Source organism: Isoptericola sp. NPDC019693 (genome assembly GCF_044389085.1).
Lineage (GTDB): Bacteria > Actinomycetota > Actinomycetes > Actinomycetales > Cellulomonadaceae > Isoptericola.
In genome coordinates, this window is the sequence record NZ_JBIRXP010000005.1 from 273,334 (window position 1) to 300,333 (window position 27,000).

General features: G+C 74.2%; 24 protein-coding genes and 2 tRNA genes. 12 read left to right on the forward strand and 14 right to left on the reverse strand.

All coding sequences use genetic code 11. The annotated features are described in order from the left end of the window. Window positions 1-149: 149 nt before the first annotated feature. Together ACH436_RS16395 and ACH436_RS16400 are read right to left on the reverse strand one after the other, a co-directional pair. A complete protein-coding gene (locus tag ACH436_RS16395) occupies window positions 150-1,391 on the reverse strand; it encodes a hypothetical protein (protein WP_430561262.1) in 1,242 nt (413 codons plus the stop codon). Between the two features lie 131 nt (window positions 1,392-1,522). After that, window positions 1,523-1,912, reverse strand: coding sequence for a chorismate mutase (locus ACH436_RS16400; protein ID WP_430561263.1), 390 nt, complete (start codon window positions 1,910-1,912; stop codon window positions 1,523-1,525). 141 nt (window positions 1,913-2,053) lie between these two features. Here ACH436_RS16400 and ACH436_RS16405 point away from each other — a divergent pair, with 141 nt between their 5' ends. After that, a complete protein-coding gene (locus tag ACH436_RS16405) occupies window positions 2,054-3,847 on the forward strand; it encodes an AMP-dependent synthetase/ligase (protein ID WP_430561264.1) in 1,794 nt (597 codons plus the stop codon). 36 nt (window positions 3,848-3,883) lie between these two features. Here the strand turns inward: ACH436_RS16405 and clpX are convergent, their stop codons facing one another. The 4 genes from clpX to ACH436_RS16425 all read right to left on the reverse strand — a co-directional run bounded on the left by clpX (window position 3,884) and on the right by ACH436_RS16425 (window position 7,421). Next, window positions 3,884-5,158, reverse strand: a complete 1,275-nt coding sequence (gene clpX, locus ACH436_RS16410) for an ATP-dependent Clp protease ATP-binding subunit ClpX (RefSeq protein ID WP_430561265.1) — start codon at window positions 5,156-5,158, stop codon at window positions 3,884-3,886. 157 nt (window positions 5,159-5,315) lie between these two features. Next, window positions 5,316-6,002, reverse strand: coding sequence for an ATP-dependent Clp protease proteolytic subunit (locus ACH436_RS16415; RefSeq protein ID WP_430549947.1), 687 nt, complete (start codon window positions 6,000-6,002; stop codon window positions 5,316-5,318). Between the two features lie 83 nt (window positions 6,003-6,085). After that, window positions 6,086-6,706 carry an ATP-dependent Clp protease proteolytic subunit gene (locus tag ACH436_RS16420; RefSeq protein ID WP_430547200.1) on the reverse strand — a complete coding sequence of 207 codons (621 nt, stop codon included), beginning with the start codon at window positions 6,704-6,706 and terminating at the stop codon, window positions 6,086-6,088. 136 nt (window positions 6,707-6,842) lie between these two features. Continuing rightward, complete coding sequence (locus ACH436_RS16425) at window positions 6,843-7,421, reverse strand: TetR/AcrR family transcriptional regulator (protein ID WP_430561266.1); 579 nt, start codon at window positions 7,419-7,421, stop codon at window positions 6,843-6,845. 34 nt (window positions 7,422-7,455) lie between these two features. On the opposite strand from ACH436_RS16425, the gene ACH436_RS16430 reads away from it, so the two are divergent. Next, the gene (locus ACH436_RS16430; protein WP_430561267.1) at window positions 7,456-8,448 is read left to right on the forward strand and encodes a DMT family transporter; all 993 of its coding nucleotides are present in this window, start codon (window positions 7,456-7,458) and stop codon (window positions 8,446-8,448) included. 46 nt (window positions 8,449-8,494) lie between these two features. Here ACH436_RS16430 and tig read toward each other — a convergent pair whose 3' ends face one another. After that, the gene (gene tig / locus ACH436_RS16435; protein ID WP_430561268.1) at window positions 8,495-9,877 is read right to left on the reverse strand and encodes a trigger factor; all 1,383 of its coding nucleotides are present in this window, start codon (window positions 9,875-9,877) and stop codon (window positions 8,495-8,497) included. Window positions 9,878-10,103: 226 nt separating this feature from the next. Continuing rightward, window positions 10,104-10,616 carry a DUF4190 domain-containing protein gene (locus ACH436_RS16440; protein WP_430561269.1) on the reverse strand — a complete coding sequence of 171 codons (513 nt, stop codon included), beginning with the start codon at window positions 10,614-10,616 and terminating at the stop codon, window positions 10,104-10,106. 222 nt (window positions 10,617-10,838) lie between these two features. Here ACH436_RS16440 and ACH436_RS16445 point away from each other — a divergent pair, with 222 nt between their 5' ends. Then, a complete protein-coding gene (locus ACH436_RS16445; protein WP_430561270.1) occupies window positions 10,839-11,639 on the forward strand; it encodes an alpha/beta fold hydrolase in 801 nt (266 codons plus the stop codon). A 61-nt stretch (window positions 11,640-11,700) separates the two neighbouring features. Here the strand turns inward: ACH436_RS16445 and ACH436_RS16450 are convergent. Continuing rightward, window positions 11,701-11,774, reverse strand: a tRNA-Pro gene (locus ACH436_RS16450). Between the two features lie 151 nt (window positions 11,775-11,925). Here ACH436_RS16450 and ACH436_RS16455 point away from each other — a divergent pair. The 5 genes from ACH436_RS16455 (at window position 11,926) to ACH436_RS16475 (ending at window position 15,599) form a co-directional block, all read left to right on the forward strand. Continuing rightward, window positions 11,926-11,996: transfer RNA gene (locus tag ACH436_RS16455), tRNA-Gly, on the forward strand. A 494-nt stretch (window positions 11,997-12,490) separates the two neighbouring features. Continuing rightward, window positions 12,491-13,426, forward strand: a complete 936-nt coding sequence (gene cysK, locus ACH436_RS16460) for a cysteine synthase A (RefSeq protein WP_430561271.1) — start codon at window positions 12,491-12,493, stop codon at window positions 13,424-13,426. Window positions 13,427-13,496: 70 nt separating this feature from the next. Then, entirely contained in the window at window positions 13,497-14,108 is a 612-nt protein-coding gene (epsC, locus tag ACH436_RS16465) for a serine O-acetyltransferase EpsC (protein ID WP_430561344.1), read from the forward strand. Window positions 14,109-14,226: 118 nt separating this feature from the next. Beyond that, window positions 14,227-14,583, forward strand: coding sequence for a GntR family transcriptional regulator (locus ACH436_RS16470; RefSeq protein WP_430561345.1), 357 nt, complete (start codon window positions 14,227-14,229; stop codon window positions 14,581-14,583). After that, complete coding sequence (locus tag ACH436_RS16475; protein WP_430561272.1) at window positions 14,580-15,599, forward strand: DUF1648 domain-containing protein; 1,020 nt, start codon at window positions 14,580-14,582, stop codon at window positions 15,597-15,599. Before ACH436_RS16470 ends, ACH436_RS16475 begins: the two co-directional genes overlap by 4 nt. Window positions 15,600-15,626: 27 nt before the next feature. Here ACH436_RS16475 and ACH436_RS16480 read toward each other — a convergent pair whose 3' ends face one another. Then, complete coding sequence (locus ACH436_RS16480; protein ID WP_430561273.1) at window positions 15,627-16,016, reverse strand: MmcQ/YjbR family DNA-binding protein; 390 nt, start codon at window positions 16,014-16,016, stop codon at window positions 15,627-15,629. Between the two features lie 205 nt (window positions 16,017-16,221). Here ACH436_RS16480 and ACH436_RS16485 point away from each other — a divergent pair, with 205 nt between their 5' ends. After that, window positions 16,222-17,358, forward strand: coding sequence for an LLM class F420-dependent oxidoreductase (locus tag ACH436_RS16485; RefSeq protein WP_430561346.1), 1,137 nt, complete (start codon window positions 16,222-16,224; stop codon window positions 17,356-17,358). Window positions 17,359-17,385: 27 nt separating this feature from the next. Here the strand turns inward: ACH436_RS16485 and ACH436_RS16490 are convergent, their stop codons facing one another. Next, entirely contained in the window at window positions 17,386-17,802 is a 417-nt protein-coding gene (locus ACH436_RS16490) for an MGMT family protein (protein WP_430561347.1), read from the reverse strand. A 166-nt stretch (window positions 17,803-17,968) separates the two neighbouring features. Between ACH436_RS16490 and ACH436_RS16495 the strand changes: the two genes are divergently transcribed. Continuing rightward, window positions 17,969-19,270, forward strand: a complete 1,302-nt coding sequence (locus tag ACH436_RS16495) for a GNAT family N-acetyltransferase (RefSeq protein WP_430561274.1) — start codon at window positions 17,969-17,971, stop codon at window positions 19,268-19,270. Window positions 19,271-19,298: 28 nt separating this feature from the next. On the opposite strand, the gene ACH436_RS16500 is transcribed toward ACH436_RS16495, so the two are convergent. Next, the gene (locus ACH436_RS16500) at window positions 19,299-20,321 is read right to left on the reverse strand and encodes an Fpg/Nei family DNA glycosylase (protein ID WP_430561275.1); all 1,023 of its coding nucleotides are present in this window, start codon (window positions 20,319-20,321) and stop codon (window positions 19,299-19,301) included. A gap of 1 nt (window position 20,322) precedes the next feature. After that, entirely contained in the window at window positions 20,323-20,790 is a 468-nt protein-coding gene (locus tag ACH436_RS16505) for a ribose-5-phosphate isomerase (RefSeq protein ID WP_430561276.1), read from the reverse strand. Window positions 20,791-20,877: 87 nt separating this feature from the next. Between ACH436_RS16505 and ACH436_RS16510 the strand changes: the two genes are divergently transcribed. After that, complete coding sequence (locus ACH436_RS16510; RefSeq protein ID WP_430561277.1) at window positions 20,878-22,890, forward strand: M13 family metallopeptidase; 2,013 nt, start codon at window positions 20,878-20,880, stop codon at window positions 22,888-22,890. 108 nt (window positions 22,891-22,998) lie between these two features. Here the strand turns inward: ACH436_RS16510 and ACH436_RS16515 are convergent, their stop codons facing one another. Continuing rightward, window positions 22,999-24,177: a hypothetical protein gene (locus tag ACH436_RS16515; RefSeq protein ID WP_430561278.1), complete on the reverse strand. Its 1,179-nt coding sequence runs from the start codon at window positions 24,175-24,177 to the stop codon at window positions 22,999-23,001. 234 nt (window positions 24,178-24,411) lie between these two features. On the opposite strand from ACH436_RS16515, the gene pepN reads away from it, so the two are divergent. Next, a complete protein-coding gene (gene pepN, locus ACH436_RS16520; protein WP_430561279.1) occupies window positions 24,412-26,979 on the forward strand; it encodes an aminopeptidase N in 2,568 nt (855 codons plus the stop codon). Window positions 26,980-27,000: the final 21 nt, after the last annotated feature.

The following is a 27,000-nucleotide window of genomic DNA, read 5'->3' on the forward strand; positions in this document are numbered from 1 at the left end:
GGCGGCGCGGGGGGCCCCGGGCCCCCCCGCGGCGGGGGGGGGCGCCCCCCCGCCCCCCCCCCCCACGGCCTCCGCGGCGCAGACACTGGGGGGGGGGCCCCCCACCGGGCGCGCCCCGCCCCCCTCTCTATCTCGCGGGTCCGGGTTCTCTATCTCGGCGTGGTGAACCGTTCCCCGTCACCGCTCATGGTGGCGGCGACCTCCTTCGGCGTGCCGTCGTCGTGCCAGCGCAGCGTGGCGCCGACGCCGTCCATCAGGTCGACGGACCCCTCGGGCGCGAACGTCAGCTCGGCGTCCTGGGCGATGGCGGCGCGCAGGAGGGCGGACGTCGCGGGCAGCTCCTCGAGGCCGTCGGTCACGCCGAGGTCCACGAGGTCCGCCCGGGAGGTCGCGATGTGCATCGGGTCCGGCCCGATCCACAGCGTGCGCCCGCCGAGCAGTCCGTCGGCCCCGCCCGCTCCCCCGGCGGTGGCCGCCAGGGCCGACGCCGAGTCGATCGCGATCTGCTCGGCCAGCACCAGGGCCTTGACCTGGCCGCGGGCGAGGACGGCGACGACGTCGTCGACCGACGACACGGCCCCCTCCTCGCGGCCCTGGTCCTGGCGGTACTCGGCCAGGACCAGCTCGCGCCGACGCTCCCGGAAGGAGTCGAGGGCGTCCTCGACGCCGGCCTCGAACGTGTCCGCGCGGACGCCCGGGCCCCGCCCGCCGCCCGCGACCTCCACGGTCCGCCGTGCCGCCTCCTGCCCCAGCTCCCCGCGCACCAGGTTCACCGCGCGCACGTCACCCGTGAGCAGCACCACCTCCGGGTTCCCCTCGGCGACGCGCCGGTCGATCTCGGTCGCCACGGCCGCGGCGTTGCGCTTCCAGGAGTCCTCCGCCCGCGACTCGATGATCGCGCGCTTGGTCCCCGTGCTGGAGGTCTTGCTCACCTCGTCGTTCGGGCCCTCGAACGTCTCGCGGGCCCCGCCGGGCCGTCCGCCCGCGTCGCAGGGCCAGAAGTCCGCGCCGCTGCGGTCGACCGCCACGCAGAGGGCGTCGACCGCCTCGTCCGTCGCCTGGGCCGCCTGCAGCAGCACCGGCACGGGCAGCCAGGCGCCGGTCGCGACGGCCGGCGGGTTGCGCAGCACGCGGTCCACCGCGACGCCCGCGTCCGAGCCGATGAGCACGCGGCCGTGGGCGCCGGCCGCGCGCGTGGGTCGCAGGGCGGCGGCCTCGAGCGCGTCCAGCACGCCCGCGGGCGCGGCCTGCCGTTCCAAGGAGCGCCGCACCGCCCGCCACCGGTTCGCGACGTCCCTGTCGCCCGCCTCGGCCGAGGGCGTCGCGTCCAGGTAGACGGTCGCGAACGGTCCGGGGCGTCCGACGAGGGGCTTGAGCCAGTCGATCTTCATCCGTGGTCCCCCAGGTGTCCGTCGTCGGGCTGAGCCTCCAGCCTGCGACGGAAACGCGCCGGACGCCACCCCGTCACGCGAAGCGGCGCGACCCCGCCGACCCGGACCGGACCAGGTCAGATCTCACCTCTTCAAGCGTAGGTGTCCAGGGCCGGCAGCTCGCCCTTGAGGCGCCCGGCGGCGTGCTCCGCGGCGATGCGCTCGTGGTGCCGGATCACCTCGGAGACGATGAAGTTGCGGAACTGCTCCGTGAACTCGGGGTCGAGCCCGGCGCCCTCCGCGAGGCCCTTGAGACGGTCGACCTGCTGGCGGTCGCGCGACGGGTCGGCGGGCGGCAGCCCGCCCACGGCCTTGAGCTCGCCCACGCGCCGCGTCATCTTGAAGCGCTCGGCCAGCAGGTGCACGAGCGCGGCGTCGATGTTGTCGATGCTGGCGCGCAGTTCCAGGATCTCCTGGGGCATCCCGTCCGTCGCGGGACGCGGGGCGGAGTCCTGGGGGACGTCGTGAGGGGTGTCGGGCATGACTCGATCCTACGAGGCGCGCCGAGCGTGTAAGGTCCCACGTCGGCCCGCACGCCGACCGGGGACCGGTCGGGCACCCCGTGGGCCCGCCGGAGGCTGCAGGACGCCGCCCCGCACCCCGCACGCACGGAGAGAGAGCAGATGACGGTCGCGACGACCCCGAGCCTCGTGGACGTCCCCGAGGATACGAGCATCAGCACGCTGCTGGCGGACCGGGTCGCCCGGGCCGGCGACCGGCCGCTCGTCGAGCGGCGCGCGGCCTCCGGCGGCGCCTGGGTGCCCGTCTCCGCCGGCGAGTTCCAGGCGGACGTCATGGCCGTGGCCCGTGGTCTGGTCGCCCGTGGGATCGAGCCCGGCGACCGGGTCGCGATCATGTCCCGCACCCGCTACGAGTGGACGCTCCTCGACTTCGCCGCCTGGGCGGCCGGCGCCGTCGTCGTGCCGGTGTACGAGACCTCCTCCCCCGAGCAGGTGCGCTGGATCCTCGAGGACTCCGGCGCCCGGGTCGTCGTGGTGGAGACGCCGGCGCACGCCGACGCCGTGCGCCAGGTGGACGACGAGCTGCCCGCCCTCGAGGACGTGCTCGTCATCGCGACGGGCGCCGTCGACGACCTGCGCGAGGCGGGGAGCTCCGTGCCGGCCCGGGACGTCGCCGCCCGGCGCGACGCCGTGCGCCGCGACGACCTCGCCACGATCGTCTACACCTCCGGCTCCACGGGCCGCCCCAAGGGCGCCGAGCTCACGCACGGCAACTTCGCGCACCTCGCGATGAACGCCCGGCTCGCCCTGCCCGAGCTCATGGAGGCCGACGGCGCGCGCACCGTCCTCTTCCTGCCGCTGGCGCACGTCTTCGCCCGGCTCATCCAGGTCGCGGTGATCGCCAGCAGCGCGGTGCTCGGCCACCTGCCCGACGTCAGGACGCTCACCGACGACCTCCGGACGTTTCGGCCCACGTTCCTGCTCGCCGTCCCGCGCGTGTTCGAAAAGGTCTACAACTCGGCCGAGCAGCGGGCGGGGTCACGCACCCGGCGGCGGGTGTTCGCCTGGGCCGCGCGCGTGTCCGGCCAGTACTCGCGCGCCCTCGACACCGGACGCGTCCCGGCGACGCTGCGGGCCCGGCACGCACTGGCCGACCGGCTGGTGCTGTCGCAGCTGCGCGCCGCGATGGGCGGCTCGCTGCGGTACGCGATCTCGGGCGGTGCGCCGCTGGGTGACCGCCTCGGCCACTTCTTCCGGGGCGCGGGGCTCACCGTGCTGGAGGGCTACGGGCTCACCGAGACGACCGCTCCGACGGCCGTGAACCTGCCGTCCGACCTGCGGATCGGCACGGTCGGGCCGCCGTTCCCCGGCACGTCGGTGCGGATCGACGACGACGGCGCCGTCTTCGTCGCGGGCCCGCACCTCTTCCGCGGGTACCGGGGGCGCCCGGACCTCACCGCCGACGCGCTGGTGGACGGCTGGTTCCGCACGGGGGACCTGGGCGCCCTGGACGAGGGGCACCTGCGCATCACGGGCCGCACCAAGGAGATCATCGTCACCGCGGGCGGCAAGAACGTGGCCCCGGCGCCGTTGGAGGACCGGGTGCGCGCCCATCCGCTCGTGTCCCAGGTGGTCGTCGTGGGCGACAAGCGCCCGTTCATCGGCGCCCTCGTCACCCTGGACGCCGAGATGCTGCCCGGCTGGCTCGCCACGCAGGGCATCCCACCGATGTCGGTGGGTTCCGCGCGCACCGACCCGCGTGTGCTGGCGGCGCTCGACGCCGCCGTCGAGGAGGCCAACACAGCTGTGTCCCGCGCGGAGTCGATCCGCGAGTTCCGGGTGCTCGACGGCGACTTCACGGAGGCGAACGAGTACCTGACGCCGTCGTTGAAGGTGAAGCGGGACGCCGTGCTGCGCGACTTCGCGGACGAGATCGACGCGCTCTACGCCCGCTGAGGCCCGGGGGCCGGCGACCCGCCGGCCCGGCCTCGGTCAGGCCGACTTCTCCCGCGGCGTGCGGCGCCGCACGGGCGAGGTGCGGGGCACGAGGGTCGGGTTGACGTTCTCCATGACGACCTCGCGGCTCACGACCACCCGCTCGACGTCGTCACGGCTGGGCACGTCGAACATCACCTGCTGGAGGACCTCCTCCATGATGGCGCGCAGGCCGCGCGCGCCGGTACCCCGCAGCAGCGCCTGCTCGGCGATCGCCTCCACGGCGTCCTGCTCGAACTCGAGCTCCACGCCGTCGATCTCGAACATGCGCTGGAACTGCTTGACGAGGGCGTTGCGCGGCTCGGTGAGGATCCGGACCAGCGCGTCACGGTCCAGCGGGGACACGGACGCGATGACGGGCAGGCGCCCGATGAACTCGGGGATGAGGCCGTACTTCTGCAGGTCCTCGGGGCGCACCTCGGCGAACAGGTCGTCGTCGACGACCGTCTCCATGGGGGCGCTGAACCCGATGCCGCGCTTGCGGGCGCGGGAGGCCACGATGTCGTCGAGGCCGGCGAACGCGCCCGCCACGATGAACAGCACGTTCGTGGTGTCGATCTGGATGAACTCCTGGTGCGGGTGCTTGCGCCCGCCCTGCGGGGGCACCGACGCCGTCGTGCCCTCGATGATCTTCAGGAGCGCCTGCTGCACGCCCTCGCCGGACACGTCGCGAGTGATCGACGGGTTCTCCGCCTTGCGGGCCACCTTGTCGACCTCGTCGATGTAGATGATGCCCGTCTCGGCCTTCTTGACGTCGTAGTCGGCGGCCTGGATGAGCTTGAGGAGGATGTTCTCGACGTCCTCGCCCACGTAGCCGGCCTCCGTGAGGGCCGTGGCGTCCGCGATGGCGAAGGGGACGTTGAGCATCTTGGCCAGCGTCTGCGCGAGGTAGGTCTTGCCGGTGCCGGTGGGCCCGATGAGCAGGATGTTGGACTTCGCGATCTCGACGGCGTCGTCGCCGTCGCGCTGGGCCTCGCCCGCCTGGACCCGCTTGTAGTGGTTGTAGACCGCCACGGCCAGCGCGCGCTTGGCCGGCTCCTGGCCGATGACGTACTGCTCGAGGAAGTCGAAGATCTCGCGCGGCTTCGGCAGCTCCGTGAGCCCCAGCTCGGCCGCCTCGCCGAGCTCCTCCTCGATGATCTCGTTGCACAGGTCGATGCACTCGTCGCAGATGTACACGCCGGGTCCGGCGATCAGCTTCTTGACCTGCTTCTGCGACTTCCCGCAGAACGAGCACTTCAGCAGGTCTGCGCCGTCACCGATCCGAGCCACCGGGAGCCTCCATCTCGTGAGTGCACGTCCTGAGTACTGGGTCCTGCGTCCATTCCACACCACGGGGGCGTCGTTGTCAGCCGAGCGCCCCGGTGCGTCGTGTCGCGGGGCCCGCGACCTCCCTCCCGGGAGGCCGCGGACCCCACGAACGTGCAGGTCAGCGCGGCGCCAGAGCGGCCGGCTTGCGGCTCTCGAGCACCTGGTCCACCAGACCGTAGTCCTTCGCCTGCGCGGCGGTGAGGATCTTGTCGCGCTCGATGTCCTCGCGCACCTGCTCCTCGGACTTGCCCGTGTGCGCCGCCAGCGTCGACTCGAGCCACTCGCGCATGCGGATGAGCTCGTTGGCGTGGATCTCGATGTCGGACGCCTGCGCGTAGCCGCCGCCCTCCATCGCGGGCTGGTGGATCAGCACGCGGGCGTTCGGCAGCGCGAGGCGCTTGCCCGGCTGGCCGGCGGCGAGCAGCACGGCCGCGGCGGACGCCGCCTGGCCGAGGCACACCGTCTGGATCTGCGGCTTGATGAACTGCATCGTGTCGTACAGCGCCGTCATGGCCGTGAACGACCCGCCCGGCGAGTTGATGTAGATCATGATGTCGCGGTCGGGGTCCTGGCTCTCCAGGACCAGCAGCTGCGCCATGATGTCGTCCGCCGACGCGTCGTCGACCTGGACGCCCATGAAGATGATGCGGTCCTCGAACAGCTTGGTGTACGGGTCCTGGCGCTTGAAGCCGTACGCGGTGCGCTCCTCGAACTGGGGCAGCACGTAGCGCGACGTCGGAGCGCCGTGCGGGAGCGCGACGCCGCCGGGACGCGCCGCGGCGCCCGCCAGGTTCTGGGCCCGCATTGCGAACTGGTACTCGTCTGAGTAGCTCACGGTGTTCTCCTCGGGTGGGAAGTCGGTGGGTTCCGGGGGCGGGTGGGCTCGGGTCAGGAGCCCGACGCGCCGCCACCGCCCGAGACCGAGGCGGCGTTGGTGACCACGTGGTCGACGAAGCCGTACTCGAGCGCCTCGTCCGCGGTGAACCACTTGTCGCGGTCGTTGTCCTTGAGGATCGTCTCCAGCGACTGCCCGGTCTGCTCGGCCGTCAGCTCGGAGAGCACCTTCTTCATGTGCATGATCAGCTGCGCGCCGATCCGCACGTCGGTCGCGGTGCCGCCCACGCCGCCCGACGGCTGGTGCATCAGCACGCGGGCGTGCGGGGTGATGTAGCGCTTGCCCTTCGCGCCCGAGGAGAGCAGGAACTGCCCCATCGAGGCGGCCATGCCCATCGCGATGGTCGCGACGTCGGGCTTGATGTACTGCATGGTGTCGTAGATCGCCATGCCGGCCGTGATGGAGCCGCCCGGGCTGTTGATGTACAGCCAGATGTCCTTGTCGGGGTCCTCCGCGGCCAGCAGCATCATCTGGGCGCAGATGGCGTTCGCGTTCTCGTCGCGCACCTCCGAGCCCAGCCAGATGATGCGCTCCTTGAGGAGCCGGTTGTAGATGGAGTCGTTGAGGCCGAGGCCCGGGCCATCGGCGCGCGCCACCGGCGTCGCACCGTCCATCCGCAGCAAGTCGTTCACGTCCGTCTCCTTCGTCATCGCCGTCGATCGACCCTAACGTGCGGTGGGCACGCGAAACGTCCCGGCGACGGTCCTTTTCGCTGCTGGCGCACACGCCCCGACGGGGCGCCGCCACGACTCACGGACGGTGGGCCTCGCACAGCGTCCGCGCGGCGGTGCGCGCGGCGCGGAAGGGCTCGGGCGGGGTACCGACGCCCGAGGCCGCGAGGGCGCCGCCGTAGAGGAGCACCAGAGCCTCGGCCAGCTCGTCGGGACGCGCCAGCCCGGCCGCCCGGCACTCCGCGCGCACCAGCTCCCGCACCCACGCCTTCTGGCGGGCGACCTCGACGGCGACCGGGTGCGCCGGGTCGTCGACCTCCGCCCGCGCGTTGATCGCCGCGCACCCGCGCCCGCCCTCCACGGCCATCCAGCCGTCGACGGCGTCGAAGAGGGCGAGCACGCGCTCGACTCCGGGCGCGGGGTGCGCGGCGAGACTCTCGCGCAGGCGCTCCTCCCAGCGGGCGTCGCGGGCGCGGAGGTACGCGACCTCGAGCGCCTCCTTCGAGCCGAAGCGGTCGTACAGGGTCTTCTTGGTGACCCCCGCCTCCGCCGCGATGGTGTCGACGCCGACGGCGTGCAGCCCGCGGGCGTAGAAGAGCCGCGAGGCGGCGTCGAGGATCCTGCGCGCGGCGGGCGTGAGGGTGGTCTGCTCGGACATGCGACCCACTATACCGATCTGTATAGTCCTAGCGATGAGTAAACAGATCGGTATACCCGCGGGGGTCGTGACCACCCTCGCGTCCGTCGCGTTCGTGCTGTCGTGGAGCTCGGGCTTCGTCGGCGCGAAGCTCGGCACGGGGCAGGCACCGGTGCCGACGCTGCTGCTGTGGCGCTTCGTGGTCGTCGTGGCGACGCTCGGCGTCGCCCTCGGGGTCGCCCGTCTCGCCCACCGCCGGCGGCGCCGCGCCCCGCGGCCCTCCCCGGGCGCCGGCGCGGCGACGCTCCTCGCCCCGCCCCGCGTCACGGCGCACCACGTCGTCGTCGGGCTGCTCTCCCAGGTCGGGTACGTGCTGCCCGTCTACGGCGCGATCGCCCTGGGCGTGAGCACGGGCGCGACGTCGCTGGTGGACGCCGTGCAGCCCGTGCTGGTCGCCACGCTGGTCGGACCGCTGCTCGGGCAGCGCGTGCGCCGGCTGCAGTGGGCGGGCCTGGGGACGGCCCTCGCCGGCGTCACGGTGCTCGTGGCGGCCGACCTGCGGGTCACCTCCGCGCCCGCGTGGGCGTATGCGCTCCCCGTCGCCGCCGTCGCCGCTCTGGTGGCCGCGACGTTCCTGGAGCGGCGCCGTCCGGCGGACGTGCCGGCCGCGCCGGCCGTGCCCATGCTCGCCCTGCACGCGACGGTGGCCGCGCTCGCCCTCTCGGTCCTCGCGCTCGTGACGGGGACGGCTCTGCCCCCAGCCGACGCCGACTTCTGGGTGTCGACCGTCTTCCTCGCGCTCGTGCCGTCGCTGGCCGCCTACGGCCTCTACTGGTCGCTGCTGCGGCGCGTGGACGTCACGACACTCAATGCGCTCCTCTTCCTCGTCGTCCCGACCACCACGCTCGCCGGCGCCGCGCTCTTCGGCGAGCCGCTCTCCCCGGCCACCGGGGCCGGGCTCGCGCTGAGCGGCCTCGGTGTCGCAGCGGTGCTGCGCGGCGAGGCGCGACGCCGGCGCGAGAACGCCGACGGCCCGCCTCGTCCGTGAGGACGAGGCGGGCCGTCGGCGGTGCGGGTCGTGGCGACCCCGGGGGTCAGGCCTTGGCCGTCTCCTCGGAAGCCTCCGCCGCCGCCTCGTCCGACGACGCGGCGGCGTCGGTGGACTCGGCGGGCTCCTCGACCTCGGCGGCCGCGGCGTCGTCCTCCTCGGTCCCGATGAACTCGGTCAGGTCGACGACGTTGCCGTCGGAGTCCTTGACCTCGATCTCGCGCAGCGCCACGGCGAGGGCCTTGGAGCGCGCGACCTCACCGACCATGGCGGGGATCTGACCGCCCTGGTCGAGGGTCGAGATGAACTGGTTCGGGTCCATGCCGTACTGCTGCGACGCCTGGACCAGGTACTCGACGAGCTCGCCCTGGCCGACCTGGACCTCGAGCTTCTCCGCGAGCGTGTCGAGGAGGATCTGGTTCTTGAGGGCCTTGGTGGCGTCCTCGGTGACCTCGGCACGGTGCTCGTCGTCCTCGAGCCGGTTCTCCGACTCCAGGTGGCGGTGCACCTCGGCCTCGACGGCGCCCGACGGCACCGGGACCTCGACGGCCTCGAGCAGCTTCTCCAGCAGCAGGTCGCGCGCCGCGACCGCCTGGTTCGAGGTCTTGATCGACGCGACCTGCTCGCGCAGGTCCGCGGTCAGCTCGTCGAGGGTGTCGAACTCCGAGGCGAGCTGGGCGAAGTCGTCGTCCGGCGTCGGCAGGTCGCGCTCCTTGACGGCCGTGGCCGTGACGGTGACCTGCGCCTCCTCGCCCTCGTGCTCGCCGCCGGCGAGCTTCGTGGCGAAGGTCGTGGTCTCGTCCGTCGACAGGCCGGTGAGCGCCTCGTCGAGGCCCTCCAGCATGTTGCCGGCGCCGATCTGGTAGGAGACGCCGGAGACCGAGTCGATCTCCTCGTCGCCGATGACGGCCTTGAGGTCGATGACGACGTAGTCGCCCTCGGCGGCCGGGCGGTCGACGCCCACGAGGGTGCCGAAGCGCTCGCGCAGCGCGTCGAGGCGCTCGGTGACGTCCTCGTCGCTCACCTCGGTGGAGTCCACCGTGATGTCGATGCCGGACAGCTCGGGGAGCGTGATCTCGGGGCGGACCTCGACCTCGGCGGTGAACGCGAGCTGGCCCTCGCCGGCCTTGGCCGGGATCTCGGTCACCTCGACCTCGGGCTGGCCCAGGGGGCGCAGCGACTCGGCCGTGACGGCGTCGCGGTAGAAGTTCGACAGCGCGTCGTTCACCGCGTGCTCGACGACCGCACCCCAGCCGACGCGCTGGTCGATGATGCGCGGGGGAACCTTGCCCTTGCGGAACCCGGGGATGTTCACCTGCTCGGCGATGTGCTTGTACGCGTGGTCGATGCTCGGCTTGAGCTCGTCGTACTCCACCTCGACGGTCAGCTTGACCTTGGTGGGCTCCAGGGTCTCGACGGCGCTCTTCACTTCGATGGTCTCCAACGGTTCGGGTGCTGCGCGCGCGTCTCACCGGCGAGAGCCGGCCTGGTTGCTGCGGCGCTGGGTGCGGGACCGTACGACGGGCGTACGGGCAACCCGTCCATCCTACGCCACGACGAGGGCCGCCCGGCAGCCGTGCGTGTCACACCGGCACGCGCACCGGACGGCCCTCGTCGCCCCGACGTCGTGGGGAGAGTCGTGGGGAGATCTCGCGTCAGGAGCAGGTGTAGGTGATGCCGTCCACGACGTGGGTGCCCGGGCCGAGATCACCGCACGTCTCGACGATGTGCGCGACGCCGACGCCCAGGGCGACGCCCACGATGACCGTCCCGACGAGCACCAGGCCGCTCACGATGATGCCCGCGACGGCGACACCGTTCGGCTGCCCGACCTTGCGCGACTTCACCAGGCCGACGATCGACAGGACGAGGCCGACCAGCGACAGCGGCCCGAAGAAGCCGAGGACGAGACCGACGATGCCGAGCGTCTTGCCGGGGTTCTGCGGCGGCTGCCCGTAAGCCGGGGCGTACTGCCCGGGCGGCGGGGCCGCCGGGTACGGCCCGGGGCCCTGCGGGGCCGCGGGGTAGGCCTGGCCGGCGTCCGTCGGGCCGGGGTAGGCCTGGCCCGGCGCCGGCTGACCCGGGGCGGGCTGCTGGGGCTCGCGACCACCGGAGGGCGTCGCCCCCGGCTCGGGCGTGCCTGGCGTGTAGGGGTCCGGGGTGGTCATCAGGTTCTCCTCGCACGTCGGTCGCCGTCCGTCGGCGATCGGGGGCAGATCCTTCCAGATCAGCGCGCTCGACGGCGGCCGATCGACGGGCGAGCCGCGAGACCCGCACAGGTCGCGACGCCTCCGCCCCACCAGGCCTTCCGGAGAAGGGCTGCGCACTCCTACCGTAGGAGCTCCCAGCGCCTCGAAGGGTCCGTGTCGTCGTCGACGAGGGAGGAAGCGATGGCTCAGGTGATCTCGGCCGACGGCACGCCCATCGGGTACGACCGGCTGAGCGACCGAGGCCCGACGCTGGTGCTCGTCGGCGGCGGCCTCGACGACGGCACCGAGAACCTCGCCCTGGGCGAGGAACTGGCGGACGTGCTCTCCGTCGTCGTATATCGCCGCCGCGGCCGAGGCGACAGCGGCGACACCCTGCCGTACGCCCTGCAGCGCGAGGTCGAGGACCTCGCCGCCGTCGTGAGGGCCACCGGTGGCCACGCGCACCTGTTCGGCGCGTCGACGGGCGGCGCGCTCGCCCTGGAGGCGGCGGCGAGCGGCCTGCCGGTGGGCCGCATCGCCGCCCACGAGGTCCCGTACCTGGTCGGCGACGAGCTCCTCGGCGCCTGGACGGACTACACCGCTCGGCTCGCCGAGGCGCTCGACGCGGGCGACCGTGACCAGGCCCTGCGGCTGTTCATGCATCTGGCCGGCTCCTCGGACGAGGACGTCGCGGAGGCCGAGCGCTCCGGGTTCTGGCCGGCGCTGCGCGCCCTCGCCCCGACGCTGAGGTACGACGCCGCCTGTCTCGGGGACGGGGCGCCCCCCGCTCGGCTGGCGGAGGTGACCCGGGAGGTGCTGCTGACCACCGGGGTCACGCCGGACCCCCATTCCGCAGGGCTCCCCGTCGACTTCTTCGGCGCCGCCGCGGACGCCGTGGCCGAGCTGATCCCGCGTGGGGCGCGAGCCACCGTCGCCGCCCCCGGGCACGTCCCCGACCCCGCGCTCCTGGCACCGCTGCTGCGGTCGTTCTACGGGGGATGACGTACCGACCGCACAGGAGAGCACCTGCCGGGTGAGACCCGGAGATTGCCCACGTTCTCGGTCGGGGTGACTGGATTCGAACCAGCGACCCTCTGCTCCCAAAGCAGATGCGCTACCAAGCTGCGCCACACCCCGCGGCCCGCCGTCGGGCGGGGCCTCGGTCAGTGTAGTGCCGCCGGGTCAGGGCGGTGCCACGACGTGCACGGACGGCCGGTTCGGGGGCCCCGGACCTTTGCTAGGGTTGGCCCGCGTTCCCACCCCGGCGACGACGTCGCGGGGTGGCCGTGCGGGCGTAGCTCAATGGTAGAGCCCCAGTCTTCCAAACTGGCTACGCGGGTTCGATTCCCGTCGCCCGCTCCCCTCCTTACCTTCCCCCACCTCCCCTGGACCACCCGGGCCCGAGGTGTCTCGTGACCGATCGACACCGCCGATGAATGGGATGCTCCTTGTCGATCGGTCGGCTCCTGGTTAGGCTCGGCGCCGCAGCCTGAGACAGGCACGAGCACGACAGCAGCAGCAACCGCACCCATCACGAGGAGGGCCGGCCATGACGAACGTCCGCCGCGTCGCCCCCTCGTCCGCCCTCGCCTCCCACGGGAGGACGGTGCCGGCGTCGACGCTCCGCACCCCGGCGTGCGCCGCGGCGACGACGCCGCGATGCTGTCGATAGAGCGTCCACGTCACGTCCGACCCGCCCGCCGGCGGGTCCCCGACGACCGTGCGGCGCTCGCCCGACCTCGCCGGCGCCCCTGCGCTGCGACTCCCCGAGAACCGCTCGAGGTCTCGCCCCGCACACGCCGGCACACCCGCACCACCTCGCCCGCACGCACCCTCGAGAAGGAACATCACCCATGGCACGCATCTACGACGACGCGACGAAGCTCATCGGCCGCACCCCGCTCGTCCGGCTGAACCGTCTCGCCGCCGGCCTCGACGCGACGGTCGTCGCGAAGCTCGAGTTCTACAACCCCGCCAACTCCGTCAAGGACCGCATCGGCGTCTCGATCATCGACGCCGCCGAGGCGTCGGGCGCCCTGCAGCCGGGCGGCACCATCGTCGAGGGCACCTCCGGCAACACCGGTATCGCGCTGGCCTGGGTCGGCGCCGCGCGCGGCTACAACGTGGTTCTCGCGATGCCCGAGACGATGTCCAAGGAGCGCCGCGCGCTGCTGCGCGCGTACGGCGCGGAGCTCGTGCTCACGCCGGGCGCGGAGGGCATGAAGGGCGCCGTCGCGGCCGCCGAGAAGATCGCCGCCGAGCGTCCGGGCGCGATCCTCGCCAGCCAGTTCGCCAACGAGGCCAACCCGAAGATCCACCGCGAGACCACCGCCGAGGAGATCTGGGAGGACACCGACGGCGCGGTCGACGTCGTCGTGGCCGGCATCGGCACGGGCGGCACGATCACGGGCGTCGGGCAGGTGCTCAAGGAGCGCAAGCCGGAGGTGAAGGTCGTCGCGGTGGAGCCCGAGGAGTCCGCGATCCTCAACGGCGGCGCCCCCGGCCCGCACAAGATCCAGGGCATCGGCGCGAACTTCGTGCCCGAGATCCTCGACACCGAGGTCTACGACGAGGTCGTCGACGTCAACGCCGAGACGTCCGTCGAGCTCGCGCGACGCGCCGCCAAGGAGGAGGGCCTGCTGGTCGGCATCTCGTCCGGCGCCGCGCTGGCGGCGGCCCTCGAGGTCGCGAAGCGGCCCGAGAGCGCCGGCAAGCTGATCGTCGTCGTCATCCCCGACTTCGGCGAGCGCTACCTGTCCACGATCCTCTACTCGGACCTGCTGGACTGACGTGTCGAGCCGCCGCACCGCTCCCGCCGGGGCTCCCCACGAGGACCTCGACGGCGACATCGACCACCCGATGCCGGCCGGGCACCGGCCGGGCCTGCGCCACCTGGTCGAGATCCTCGCCGAGGACCTCGAGGCGGCGCACGCCCACGACCCGGCGGCCCGCTCCCGGTTCGAGGTCGCGCTGGGCTACCCGGGCGTGCACGCCGTGTGGGCGCACCGGGTCAGCCACCGCATGTGGCACCGGCCCGGCCTGCGCCTGCCCGCACGGCTGCTGTCGCAGGCCGCCCGCTGGATCACCGGGATCGAGATCCACCCGGGGGCGCGGATCGGTCGGCGGCTCTTCATCGACCACGGCATGGGCGTGGTCATCGGCCAGACGGCGGTCGTCGGCGACGACTGCGTGCTGTTCCACGGGTCCACCCTGGGCGGGCGGTCGATGACACGGGGCAAGCGGCACCCGACCCTGGGAGACCGGGTCATGGTGGGCGCCGGCGCCAAGATCCTGGGCCCGCTGTGGATCGGGGACGACGCGCAGATCGGCGCGAACGCCGTCGTCACCCGTGACGTGCCGAACGGCATGGTGGCCGTGGGGGTGCCCGCGCACGCCCGCACCCCGGGCCACCGCCCGGACCACGGTCAGCACGTCGAGGACGCCTCGGAGCTGCTCGAGTACGTCATCTGACGGCCCGCCGCCACGGCCCGTGCGCCCACCGCCTCGTCGGCGGGCGCACGGGCCGTCGTCGTCCGGGCTCGCTCGCGATTTGTTCTAGTAGTCGTAGAACAACTAGCCTGCCGCCGTGATGTGGCGCATCGACCCGACGAGCGACGAACCGCTGTACGCGCAGCTGGTCGCGCAGGTGCGCCTCGCCGTCGCGCACGGCACGCTCCGCCCGGGCGAACGGCTCCCCGCGGCCCGGGAGCTCGCGGCCTCGCTCGAGCTCAACATGCACACCGTGCTGCGCGCCTACCAGGTGCTGCGCGACGACGGCACGCTCGAGCTGCGCCGGGGGCGCGGCGCCGTCGTCGCGTCCGCCGCCCCCGCCGTCGACCTCGCCGACGTCGAGCGCGCGGTCACCGAGCTGGCCGCCGCGGCCCACCGGGCCGGGCTCTCCGTCCAGACCACCACCACCCTCGTCACGGAGGCGATGCACCGATGACCACCGCTCCCCCGCCCGGCACCCCGCGAGCAGCCTCCGCCGCGGAGGTGTGGCGCCCGCGCGCGCGCCGCGCGATGGCATGGTCGTCGCTCGTCGGCCTGCTGTTCGCGCTCGGCGCGGCTGCGGTGGTCCTGGCGTGGCGGGACGAGCTGCCGGCGCAGATCGCCTCGCACTGGAGCGGCAGCGGCGCACCCGACGGCTTCATGGCACCGACCGCGATCGCCCTCGTGGGCCTCGCGACGACGATCGGCCTCTGCGCGCTCTTCGCCGCCATCGGCATCACGCAGGGTGCCGCCGCCTCCACGCGCCGCATCGCCGCGGCGGGCTGCGTGTGGTCGGGCGCGTTCATGGCGGCGATCGTGGTCGGGACGCTCGCCCCGCAGCGGGGCCTCACGGACGCCTCCCAGGTCGAGCTGTCCGGCGGCACGATGCTGGCGAGCATCCTCCTGCCGCTCGTGCCGGCGGGGATCGCCGCCGCGCTCGTCCCGGGCGACCCCGCGATGCCGGCCCGCCAGCCGGTGCCGGACGACGCCCCGCGGGCCGAGCTGCGGGACGGCGAGCGCGCGGTCTGGCTGCGCCGCGCCACGGGCGGCCCCGGCCTCGCCGTCGGCGCGGTCGCCGTCGCGCTGACCGCGCTCGCCTCGGCCCTCACGGGCGAGTGGACGATGCTGGTCGTGCCCGCCGTGCTCGCCGCGCTGTTCGCCACGATGTTCGCCTTCACGGTGCGCGTGGACGCCACCGGACTCACGGTGCGGTCGGCGGTCCGGTGGCCGGGCACCCACGTCCCGGCCCGCGAGGTGGTGCGCGCCTCGGTGACCCAGGTGCGGCCGCTGCGGGACTACGGCGGCTGGGGCTGGCGCACCGCTCGCGACGGGCGCGTGGGCGTGGTGCTGCGGTCGGGCGAGGCGCTGCTCGTCGAGCGCACCGGCGGGCGGTCGTTCGCGGTCACGGTCGACGACGCCGCGGACGCGGCGGCCCTGCTCAACGCCATGGCCGACCGCTCCCGCCGCGGCTGAGCCCGCCGCCTCGCCCAGAGGACGGTCTCAGGCGAGCAGGCCCCGGTGCGCCTCCGCGAGGCGCCGTGGCGCCTTCGCGAACCACGCGTCCACGAGGAGCTCGCGCAGCGCGGCGTCGTCGACCGCGTCCAGGCGGGCGAGCACCACGGGCACACCGTCGAGGTGCGGGATGGTCAGCGTCTCGGGGCGGGCGGCGAGCACGGCCTCCTTCTCCCCCAGGTCCTCGACGACGACGGCGAGGATCGGCCCGGAGGGCACCGGCTCGTCGCCGAACCGCTTCAGGTCGGCCTTGCTGAACGGCCGGTGCCACGCGAACACCCGACCGGCCACCGCCCACGCCCGGTTCCGGAACGTCGTCGTCTCGGTGACCTCGGGCAGCGCCGCAGCGGCCCGGGCCGCGTCGTCGATCGTCACCATCCTCCGAACCTAGCCCCTGGCCGCCGCACGCGGAGGTGGACGCGGAGGTGGACGGCGATGTGGACGTGTGGACGTGCCGTCGCCCTGGTCCGCCGCGCGCACGACGTCGGTTAGGGTGTGACGGGCATTACCCCGTACTCCTGGTATCGGACACATCGGGACGACGGCACCATCTCGACGAGGAGCACCCCGCCCCATGAGCACCCTGCGCATCGGCATCCAGACCGGCTACTGGTCTCGCAAGCCCCCGAAGGGCGTCGTGCCCGCGCTCGTCGCGGCCGAGGCGCTGGGCCTCGACTCGGTCTGGACCGCGGAGGCGTACGGCTCGGACGCGTTCACCCCGCTCGCCTGGTGGGGCTCGCGCACGCGGCGGCTCCGGCTCGGCACCGGCATCGCGCAGATGGCGGCCCGCACCCCGACCGCCACCGCCATGCAGGCGATCACCCTCGACCACCTCTCGGGCGGTCGTTTCGTGCTGGGGCTCGGGGCCTCGGGCCCGCAGGTCGTCGAGGGCTGGTACGGGCAGCCGTACCGCCGCCCGCTCGCCCGCACCCGCGAGTACGTCGACGTGGTGCGGCAGGTGTTCGCCCGCGAGCGCCCCGTGACCGCCGACGGCGAGTTCTTCCGCCTCCCGCTCCCCGCGGACGCCCCCGGGGCCACCGGCCTCGGCAAGGCCCTCAAGCCGACCGTGCACCCGCGCCGGGCGGACATCCCGATCGTGCTGGCCGCCCAGGGGCCCAAGAACGTGGCCCTCGCCGCCGAGATCGCCGACGGCTGGATGGCAGGCTTCTACGCGCCGCGGGCCGACGCCGAGCACCGCGAGCTGCTCGCCTCCGGGTTCGCGCAGCGCTCGGACCGGCGCACGCCCTCGTCAGAGTTCGAGGTGCTCGCCACGGTGCCCGTCGTCGTGCGCGACGACGTCGAGGCGGCCGCGGACGTCATCCGGCCCCACATCGCCCTGTATGCCGGCGGGATGGGGTCGAAGGAGGCGAACTTCCACAAGGCCTCGCTGGACCGGCTCGGCTACGCGGCGGAGCTCGACGAGGTCCAGGCGCTGTTCCTGGCCGGACGCCGGGAGGACGCCGCCCGCGCCGTCCCGACCGAGCTCGTCGAGGAGGTGGCCCTGGTCGGCCCCGCGGACAAGGTCGCCCGCGACCTGACCCGCTGGGACGGGACGGCGCTGACCACGATGCTGCTGCAGGGCGACCCGTCGTCGATGCTCACGGTGCTCGCCGCCTCCCAGGCGGCCCGCACGGACGCCGGCGGCGGCACGCCCCTGGGCGCCCGTGTGCGCGCGACGGCCGGCGCGGCCGCTGCTCGTGTGGCGCCGAAGAAGGCCTGACGCCGCCCCGGCCGGACCTCCCCGGCGTCAGTCGTCCTCGGGGAACCAGACGGCACGCCGCAGGTCCACGCGCCGGCCGTCGCGCGTCAGCGGGCAGCCCTCGGCGCGCAGCGCGTCGAGCGCCGCGGTGAGGTGCCGCGCGGGCGGTGCGCCGGACGCGTTCACCACGCGCCACCAGGGCACGGGATGGTTGTCCTGCACGGGCCCGATCACCGCGGCGCCGTCCGGCACGAGGTGCGCGTAGCGGTCGCCCGAGCCGGCCATGACGTTGCCGACCTGCCGCGGCCCGCCGCGCCCGAGCCGCTCACCGACGATCTCGGCGACGAGGCCGTACGTCATCGCCCGGCCGGACGGGATGCGGCGCACGAGGGCGAGCACCGCGGACGCGTACTCGTCGGGTCCGTCCAGCGGGTCCCCGGTCTGCTCCTCGGTCGGCTCCTCGATCGGCTCCTCGGTCGGCCCGGTGGCTGGTTCGTCGGCGGCGTGCACACGGCGACCCTACGGCGGACGTCCGACCTCGACGACGGTGCGTCCCACGGACCGCCGGCGTCGTGCCCGGCGGCCCGGATATCCGCTGGCCTCCGGCCCGGGCGCGCGCCACGATCAGCGGGTGACCTTCGATCGTTCTCACGCCGTCCTGCCCGACGGCTACCACCACCGCCGCCTCACCGCCGACGACCGCGACGCACTGCTCGATCTCGACACCTGGGCGTTCCCCGACCCGCACTCGGTCGCGGAGTTCGGCGAGCTGCCGCTGCCCCTGACCTGGGAACGAACCGTCGGGGTCGAGCACGAGGACGCGGCCGGCGGCGGGCTCGCCGCGATCCACGCGTCCTACGCGTTCTCCCGCTTCCCCGTGCCCGGGGCCACCCTGCCCACGGCCGGCCTCACCTGGGTGGGCGTGCACCCCCAGCATCGCCGCCGGGGTCTGCTCACCGCGATGATCGACCACCACCTCGAGGAGTGCCGGCAGCGGGGCGAGGCGCTCTCCGCGCTGTTCGCCGCCGAGGCCGCCATCTACGGGCGGTTCGGGTACGGCAAGGCGGCCGACGACCTGCGCCTCACCGTCCCTCGCGGGGCCGCGCTGCGCGACGTGCCGGGCGCGGACGAGCACACGGTGCGCGTCGAGCACGCCGACCGTGCCCGGCACGGCGAGCTCGTCGCGCGCCTGCACCGGGCGCCCGGGCTCCCCTCCGGCGGGACGCCCAACCGGCCCGGCTGGGCCACGCGGGAGAGCGACGCGCTGTGGGAGAGCTACTGGGCCGACCCGAAGGCGTTCCGCGCGGGCGGCCGCGAGTCGCTGCGCGTCGTCGTCGTCGAGCGCGACGGCGAGCCGCGCGGCTACGCGACCTTCCGCCGCACCATGGACTGGCAGGTCACCGGTCCCCGCGGCACCGTGCACCTGGGCGACGTGGTGGCCCTCGACGCCGCCGCGGCGCGCGCCCTGTGGGGCGTGCTGCTCGACCTGGACCTCATGAGCAGCACCGACCCGTTCCTGCTGCCCGTCGACGACGCGGTCATGAGCCTGCTCGTCGACCCGCGGGCCGCCGGCGCCCGGATCACCGACAACGTGTGGGTGCGGGTCGTCGACGTGCGGGCCGCCCTCGCCGGACGCCGCTACCAGTCCGACGTCGACCTGGTCCTCGGCGTCACCGACCACCGGCTGCCCGACAACGCCGGCTCGTGGCGGCTGCGCGCGGCCGCGTTCGGCGAGGCGACGTGCGAGCGCACCGACGCCGCACCCGACCTGGAGCTCGACGTCAGGGAGCTCGGCGCCGCCTACCTGGGCGGGACGTCGCTCGCCGCGCTGGCCGCGGCGGGGCTCGTCGCCGAGCACTCGCCCTGGGCGCTCGCCCGGGCGGCCGCGGCGTTCGGCTGGCCGCTCGCTCCCGCCTGCGGCTGGGTGTTCTGACCGTGGGCGGCACCGGTCCCGCGGGTCCTCAGACCTGACAGACCCCGCACCAGAAGAGGTTGCGGCCTGCGAGCTCCTTGGTGAGCACGGGCGCACCGCAGACACGGCACGGCAGCCCGTCGCGGTGGTAGACGTAGAACGACGCGTCCCGGGGCACGGCGCCGGGCTCGCCGTCCGTGTTCTGCCGCGTGGGGCGGGCGCCCCCGCCGTCCGGCTCCCGGTGCTCGGGCCGGGTGGTGACGATCGCGCCGCGGTCCGCGCCGTCGCGCATGAGCACGACCAGGTCGTCCCAGATCCCCGCGAGGGCCGCCTCGGGCACGTCGCGGCCGGGACGCAGCGGGTCGACGCCGGCGCGGAACAGCGCCTCGGCCCGGTAGATGTTGCCGACGCCCGCGACCACCGCCTGGTCCATGAGCTGCTGGCCGACCGTCACGCGCGAGCGGCGCACACGCGCGACGAACGCGTCCCGGGCGGCCTCGGGCGTGGCCCGGCCCCCGTCCGCGCGGATCGGGTCCGGGCCCAGCCGCGCCTCGACGGCGGCCTTCTCCGCCCCGGTGAGGACCTCGCACGCCGTCGGCCCCGTCAGGTCGGCGACGGCGTGCGCGCCGAGCAGCCGTAGGCGGACGGCGCCGCGCGGCTCGGGCGGCGCCCATCCCCCGCCGGGACCGGCGCCGTCGTCACCGCTGTCGTCCGGCGTCGTCTCGCGCTCCCCGATGCGCCGCCGGGGCGCCCCGATCGCGTGCACGACGTCGGCGCTGCCGTCCCCGGCGAACGACCATGCCCCGTACAGGCCCAGGTGCACCCGCAGCCAGCGGAGTTCGTGCGGGCCGCCGGGCTCCCGGCCCACGCGGGCAGGCACGTCCGGCAGGTCGGGCGCGAACGCGCAGAAGAGCTGCTTGCCCCATGCCTCGGCGGCCACCAGTCGGTGCCCGTCGAGCAGCGCGGCGCCGCCGGCGAACCGGCCCTGCGGGCTGGACACGGCGAGGACCTCGCCGCCGAACAGCCCGTCCAGGGCCCGCGCGAGGCGGTGGACGGTGTGCCCCTCGGGCACGTCAGGCGATGGCGGAGACGTCGTGGGACGCCTCGTACGCGGCCATCTTGTCGATGCGGCGCTGGTGGCGGGCGTCGCCGCTGAACGGCTCGGCGACGAACGCCTCGACGAACGCCGTCGCCTCCTCGACCGGGTGCATCCGCCCGCCGACGGCGATGACGTTGGCGTCGTTGTGCTGGCGCCCGAGCGTCGCCGTCTCCAGCGACCAGGCGAGGACGGCGCGCACGCCGACCACCTTGTTGGCCGCGATCTGCTCCCCGTTGCCCGAGCCCCCGATGACGATGCCGAGCGAGCCCGGCTCCGCGACGACGGCCTCGCCGGCGGCGATGCAGAACGCGGGGTAGTCGTCCTGCGCGTCGTACTCGTGGGCGCCGTGGTCGACGACGTCGTGGCCCGCGGCGCGCAGGTGGTCCACCAGGTGGGTCTTGAGCTCGTATCCGGCGTGATCGGCGGCGATGTGCAGACGCATGACGCCATTCTCCCCCACGTCCCGCCCCGCGTCGCCCGCCGTGCCCGGCCCGCGCCGCGCGTGGGGGGAGCGCCGTAGGGTGACGCCATGACTGCCGACGCCACCGGGCTGCGGTCCGGCATCGACCTCAGCGCCCTCGACCGGGCCGTCCGCCCGCAGGACGACCTCTACCGTCACGTCAACGGGCGCTGGATCGCCCAGCACGAGATCCCCGCCGACCGCGCCATGGACGGCGCGTTCCGTGCGCTGCACGACCTGTCGGAGGAGCGGGTCCGCGAGATCATCACGGACCTGGCCGCCACGGACGACCTCGACCCCTCGTCCACCCCCGCCAAGATCGGCGCGCTGTACGCGAGCTTCCTCGACACCGAGCGGGTGCAGCAGCTGGGCACCGGACCGATCGCCGACGAGCTCGCCCAGATCGCCGGGGCGACGTCCCCCGCCGAGCTCGTCGACGTGCTCGGTGCGCTGCAGCGCACGGGCGGGGGCGGCGCGGTCGCGTTCTACGTCGACAACGACGCCAAGGACCCCGAGACCTACGTGACCTACCTCGTGCAGGGCGGCCTCGGCCTGCCGGACGAGGCGTACTACCGCGAGGACCAGTACGCGCCCGTGCGCGAGAAGTACGCCCCGCACCTGGCGCGCATGCTGCGCATCGCCGGCGTCTCCGCCACGTCCGGGTGGGGCGCCGACCCCGAGGACGCGGCGCAGCGCGTGCTCGCCCTCGAGACGAAGCTCGCGGGGCACCACTGGGACGTCGTCCGCGACCGCGACGCCGACCTCACCTACAACCCGATGACGCTCGCCGACCTCGTCGACCGGGCCCCGGGCTTCGACTGGCGCGCGTGGGCGACCGCGCTCGGCGCGCCCGCCGGTGCGCTGGACGCGCTGGTGGTGCGCGAGCCGTCGTTCGCCACCGGCTTCGCGGAGCTGTGGCGCACCGAGCCGCTCGCCGACTGGAAGCTGTGGGCCGCCTTCCACCTGGTCACCGCCCGTGCCGCGTACCTGGACGACGCCACCGTGGAGGCGAACTTCGACTTCTACGGCCGCACGCTGTCGGGCGCTCAGGAGGTGCGCGACCGCTGGAAGCGCGGCGTCGCGCTCGTCGAGCGGGCGCTCGGCGAGGCCGTGGGCGAGCAGTACGTGGCCCGCCACTTCCCGCCGGACCACAAGGAGCGGATGGACACCCTGGTCGCGAACCTCGTGGCCGCGTACCGCGAGTCCATCGAGGCCCTCGACTGGATGACGCCCGAGACGAAGGTGAAGGCGCTCGCCAAGCTCGAGCGCTTCACCCCCAAGGTCGGCTACCCGGTGAAGTGGCGCGACTACTCCGCCCTCGAGGTCGACGCCGCCGACCTGGTGGGCAACGTCCGTCGTGCGCACGCGTTCGAGCAGGACCACGAGCTCGGCAAGATCGGGCGCCCGATCGACCGCGACGAGTGGTTCATGACCCCGCAGACGGTCAACGCCTACTACAACCCGGGCATGAACGAGATCGTCTTCCCGGCCGCGATCCTGCAGCCCCCGTTCTTCGACCCCGACGCGGACGACGCCGTGAACTACGGCGGCATCGGCGGCGTCATCGGGCACGAGATCGGCCACGGCTTCGACGACCAGGGCTCGAAGTACGACGGCGACGGCCGCCTCGAGGACTGGTGGACGGAGACGGACCGCACCGAGTTCGACAAGCGCACCCAGGCCCTCATCGCGCAGTACGACGCGTTCCGGCCGGCACAGCTGCCCGAGGACGGCCCGCACGTCAACGGCGCGCTGACGATCGGCGAGAACATCGGCGACCTCGGCGGCCTGTCCATCGCGATCAAGGCGTACCGCATCGCGCTCGGCACGACGCTGGACGAGGCGCCCGTCGTCGACGGCCTCACCGGCCTCGAGCGCGTGTTCCTCGGCTGGGCGCAGGTGTGGCAGTCCAAGGGCCGCGACGAGGAGGTGGTGCGCCGCATCGCCACCGACCCGCACTCCCCCAACGAGTTCCGCTGCAACGGCGTGGTCCGCAACCTCGACGAGTTCCACGCCACCTACGGCGTGGGCCCCGACGACGCGCTGTGGCTCGCGCCCGAGGAGCGCGTGCGCATCTGGTGAGTCCCGTCCGGTGCGACGAAGCCGCCGACCGTCTCACGGTCGGCGGCTTCGTCGCGTCAGGGGTGGCGCGTCAGGGGTGGCGCGTCCGGGTCTCGGCGACGTCCGGTCTCAGCTCGTGCCGATGCCCGCCCGGGCGAGGGAGAAGCCGTTGCCCGTGGGGTCGTGCGTGCACGACATGCCGGTCTCCTCGCTGGTGCACGTGTAGTCGCCCTCGGTGATCGAGTCGCCGTACTCCAGGACGTCCACGTCGCCGCCGGCGGCCTTCGGCTGCTCGCCCTTCGGGACGCACGGCTGGGCGACCTTGCCCTCACCGTCGACGGTCACCACGTAGCCGGTGGTGCCGTCGCAGCCCTCCATCGGGGCGGGCTGCTGGTTGAGCTGCGCGATCCCGCAGGACGCGCCGTCGGCGTAGATCGAGCACGTGATGTTCTTGGACGGCGCCGCGAAGTGTGCCACCGCCTCGCCCTGCATCGGCGCCTCCTCCGACGCCGACGCCGACGGCTCCTGCGACACCGCAGCCCCGCCTCCCGCCTGCGGGGCGGTGGGCGCCGGCCCGCCGAACATCTGCACGGCGAGCACGACCATCGTCACGATGAGCACCGCGTCCACCGCGATGAACGCGATCCACCCGGCCGAGAGCCGCCGGCGGCGACGTGGCGCGGCCGGCGGGGACGGCGCGGCGGGCGGGGGCGGTGGTGCGCCGACCGCGGCCGGGGCGGCGTACACCGGCGCCGCCTGCTGCGCGGGCACGGGCTGCTGCGCGGGCACGGGCTGCTGCGCGGGCACGGGCTGCTGGACCTGCGTCGCCGCCGCGGGGGCCACCGGCGCCGGGGCGTAGGACGGCTGCGCCGGGTACGACGGCTGCGCCGCGTAGGCGGGCGGGTACTGCGCCGAGGGCGCCGACGGCACGACCGGAGGCATCTGCTGCGTGTGCTGCGCGGACGCCTGGTACGAGGGACCGGCGGGCTGGTACGGCGGCGGGCCCGCCGCGTCCGGCGGCGGGGGCACCGGCGCGTGCACGGTCGACGCCCCGCCCGGCGGCGTGGTGGGCGGGCCGGGCGGTGTGGCGGGCGGTGTGGCGGGCGGTGTGGCGGGCGGCGTGGCCGACGCCGGCGCGGTGACCTGCTGCAACGGCTCCCCGGCCAGGGGGTCGACCGCGGCGGGCCGCTGGTACGCGGACGCGACGCGCCGCACCCCTCCGGCCGGCGACGTCGACGGCACCCCCGGCGGCACGGACGGCGGCCTGCCGTCGGACCCCGGCGGGGGCGGCGGAACGGTGCCGGACATCTGGACTCCCTCCAGTCACTCCTCGGTCGTCGCCCGGCCGGTGGCGGGCACCCCCGCGGCGGCGACGCACCGGGCAGGATGTCACGATCGGGTCTCGGCGGTCGAACCCGTCCCCCGCCCGTCCGCGCCGCAGCCCGGGAATCCCGTGCGTCCGGGCAGGCCCGAGGTGGCATCATCGTGCGCGAGCCTGCGCGCCCATCACGCGCTGCACCACCTTGAGACGAGGGAGAACCCGTGCCCGGAGAGAACCTGACCCGCGCCGAGGCGATCGAGCGCGCCGACGTCGTCACCGACGTCGAGTCGTACGCGATCGACCTCGACCTCACCACCGGACCGACCACGTTCGCGTCCACCACCGTCATCCGGTTCTCCGCCACCCCCGGCGCGAGCACGTTCGTCGACCTGGTCGCCCCGAGCGTGCGCGAGATCGTGCTCAACGGCGTCGCCCTGGACCCGGCGGAGGCGTTCGCCGACTCGCGCATCTCGCTGACCGGCCTGGCCGCGACGAACGAGCTCCGGGTCGTCGCGGACTGCGCCTACATGAACACGGGCGAGGGCCTGCACCGCTTCGTGGACCCGGTGGACGGCGAGGTCTACCTCTACACCCAGTTCGAGGTGCCCGACGCCCGCCGCGTGTTCGCCACCTTCGAGCAGCCGGACCTCAAGGCGCCGTACCAGGTCACCGTCACGGCTCCCGCCGCCTGGGAGGTCGTCTCCAACCAGCCCACCCCCGAGCCGACGCCGGCCACGCACGCGACGGACGCCGACGCGCCGGCCGCGACGTGGGCGTTCGAGCCGACCCCCCGCATCTCCTCCTACCTCGTGGCCCTCGTGGCCGGGCCGTACGCCGTCCAGCGCGGAGAACTGACGTCGTCCGACGGCCGCACGATCCCGCTCGGCGTCTTCTGCCGCTCCTCGCTCGCGGAGCACCTGGACGCGGACTACATCATGGAGACCACCCGCAAGGGCTTCGCGTTCTACGAGTCCACGTTCGGCGTGCCGTACCCGTTCGACAAGTACGACCAGCTGTTCGTGCCCGAGTACAACATGGGCGCGATGGAGAACCCGGGCTGCGTCACGTTCACCGAGTCGTACGTGTTCCGCTCCCAGGTGACCGACGCCGTCCGCGAGCGCCGCGTCGTGACGATCCTGCACGAGCTGGCCCACATGTGGTTCGGCGACCTCGTCACCATGAAGTGGTGGAACGACCTGTGGCTGAACGAGTCGTTCGCCGAGTACGCGTCCACCCTCGCCACCGCCGAGGCCACCGAGTGGGAGGCCGCGTGGACCACGTTCTCCGCGATGGAGAAGACGTGGGCGTACCGCCAGGACCAGCTGCCCTCCACGCACCCGATCGTCGCGGAGATCCGTGACCTGGAGGACGTGCAGGTCAACTTCGACGGCATCACCTACGCCAAGGGCGCGTCGGTGCTCAAGCAGCTCGCGGCGTGGGTCGGGCGGGACGAGTTCCTGAGCGGCGTGTCCGCGTACTTCCGCAAGCACGCCTGGTCCAACACGGAGCTGCGCGACCTGCTGGTCGAGCTCGAGGCGACCAGCGGCCGCGACCTGACCGCCTGGTCGAAGGCGTGGCTCGAGACGGCGGGCGTGAACACGCTGCGCCCCGAGGTCGAGGTCGACGCGGAGGGCCGCATCACCGGCTTCGCGGTGCTGCAGTCGGCCCCGGCCGACTACCCGACCATCCGCCCGCACCGCCTCGGCATCGGCTTCTACGACCTGGTCGACGGGGCGCTGGCCCGCACCCACCAGGTCGTCATCGACGTGGACGGCGAGCGCACCGAGGTGGAGGACCTCGTCGGCCGCGAGCGCCCGGCGCTCGTGCTGCTGAACGACGAGGACCTCGCCTACGCCAAGATCCGCCTCGACGAGGCGTCGCTCGCCGCGGCCCTGGAGCACCTGTCGCGCATCAGCGACCCGCTGGCCCGCTCGCTCGTGTGGGGCTCGGTGTGGGACGCGGTGCGCGACGGCGAGACCCCGGCCTCGGCGTACGTCGACCTCGTGCTCGGCAACATCGCCGCCGAGACGGAGTCCACCACGGTGCGCACCACGCTCAACCAGCTCGGCCTGGCGGCGCGGTCGTACGTGGCGCCGGAGCGCCGCGCCGCCACGCTGGCGCGCATCGGCGACCGGCTGTGGGACCTCGCGCAGGAGGCGGCCGCGGGCTCCGACCTGCAGCTCCAGCTCGTGAAGTTCTTCGCGCAGCTCGCGTCGACGTCCGACCACGTGGCCCCGCTGCGCGGTCTGCTCGACGGCTCGGTCGCGCTCGACGGGCTCACGGTGGACACCGACCTGCGGTGGGAGCTGCTGGAGAGCCTCGTGCTCCTCGGCGCGGCCGACGACGCCGAGATCGACGCCGCCCTCGCGCAGGACGACACGGCCACCGGCCGGCAGGCGGCCGCCCGGGCGCGCGCGGCCACGCCGACCGTCGCGGGCAAGGAGGCCGCGTTCGCGTCCGTCGTCGACCAGGCGGACGTCCCGAACGCGATCATCCGCTCCACGGCCGCCGGCTTCGTGCACGTGACCGACCCGGCCGTGCTGGAGCCGTTCGCCGCCCGCTACGTCGACGCGCTGCTGCCGATCTGGACCACGCGCAGCTACCACATCGCGGAGGAGCTCATCGAGGGGCTCTACCCGGCGCCGCTCGCCTCGGCCGCGCTGCGTGACGCCGTGCGCGGCTGGCTCGACGCGAACGCCGACGCGCCCGCCGCCCTGCGCCGCATGGTCGTGGAGCAGCTTGCCGGCACCGAGCGGGCGCTCGCCGCGCAGGCCGTCGACGCCCGCTGACGGGCCGCTGACGCACGGAAC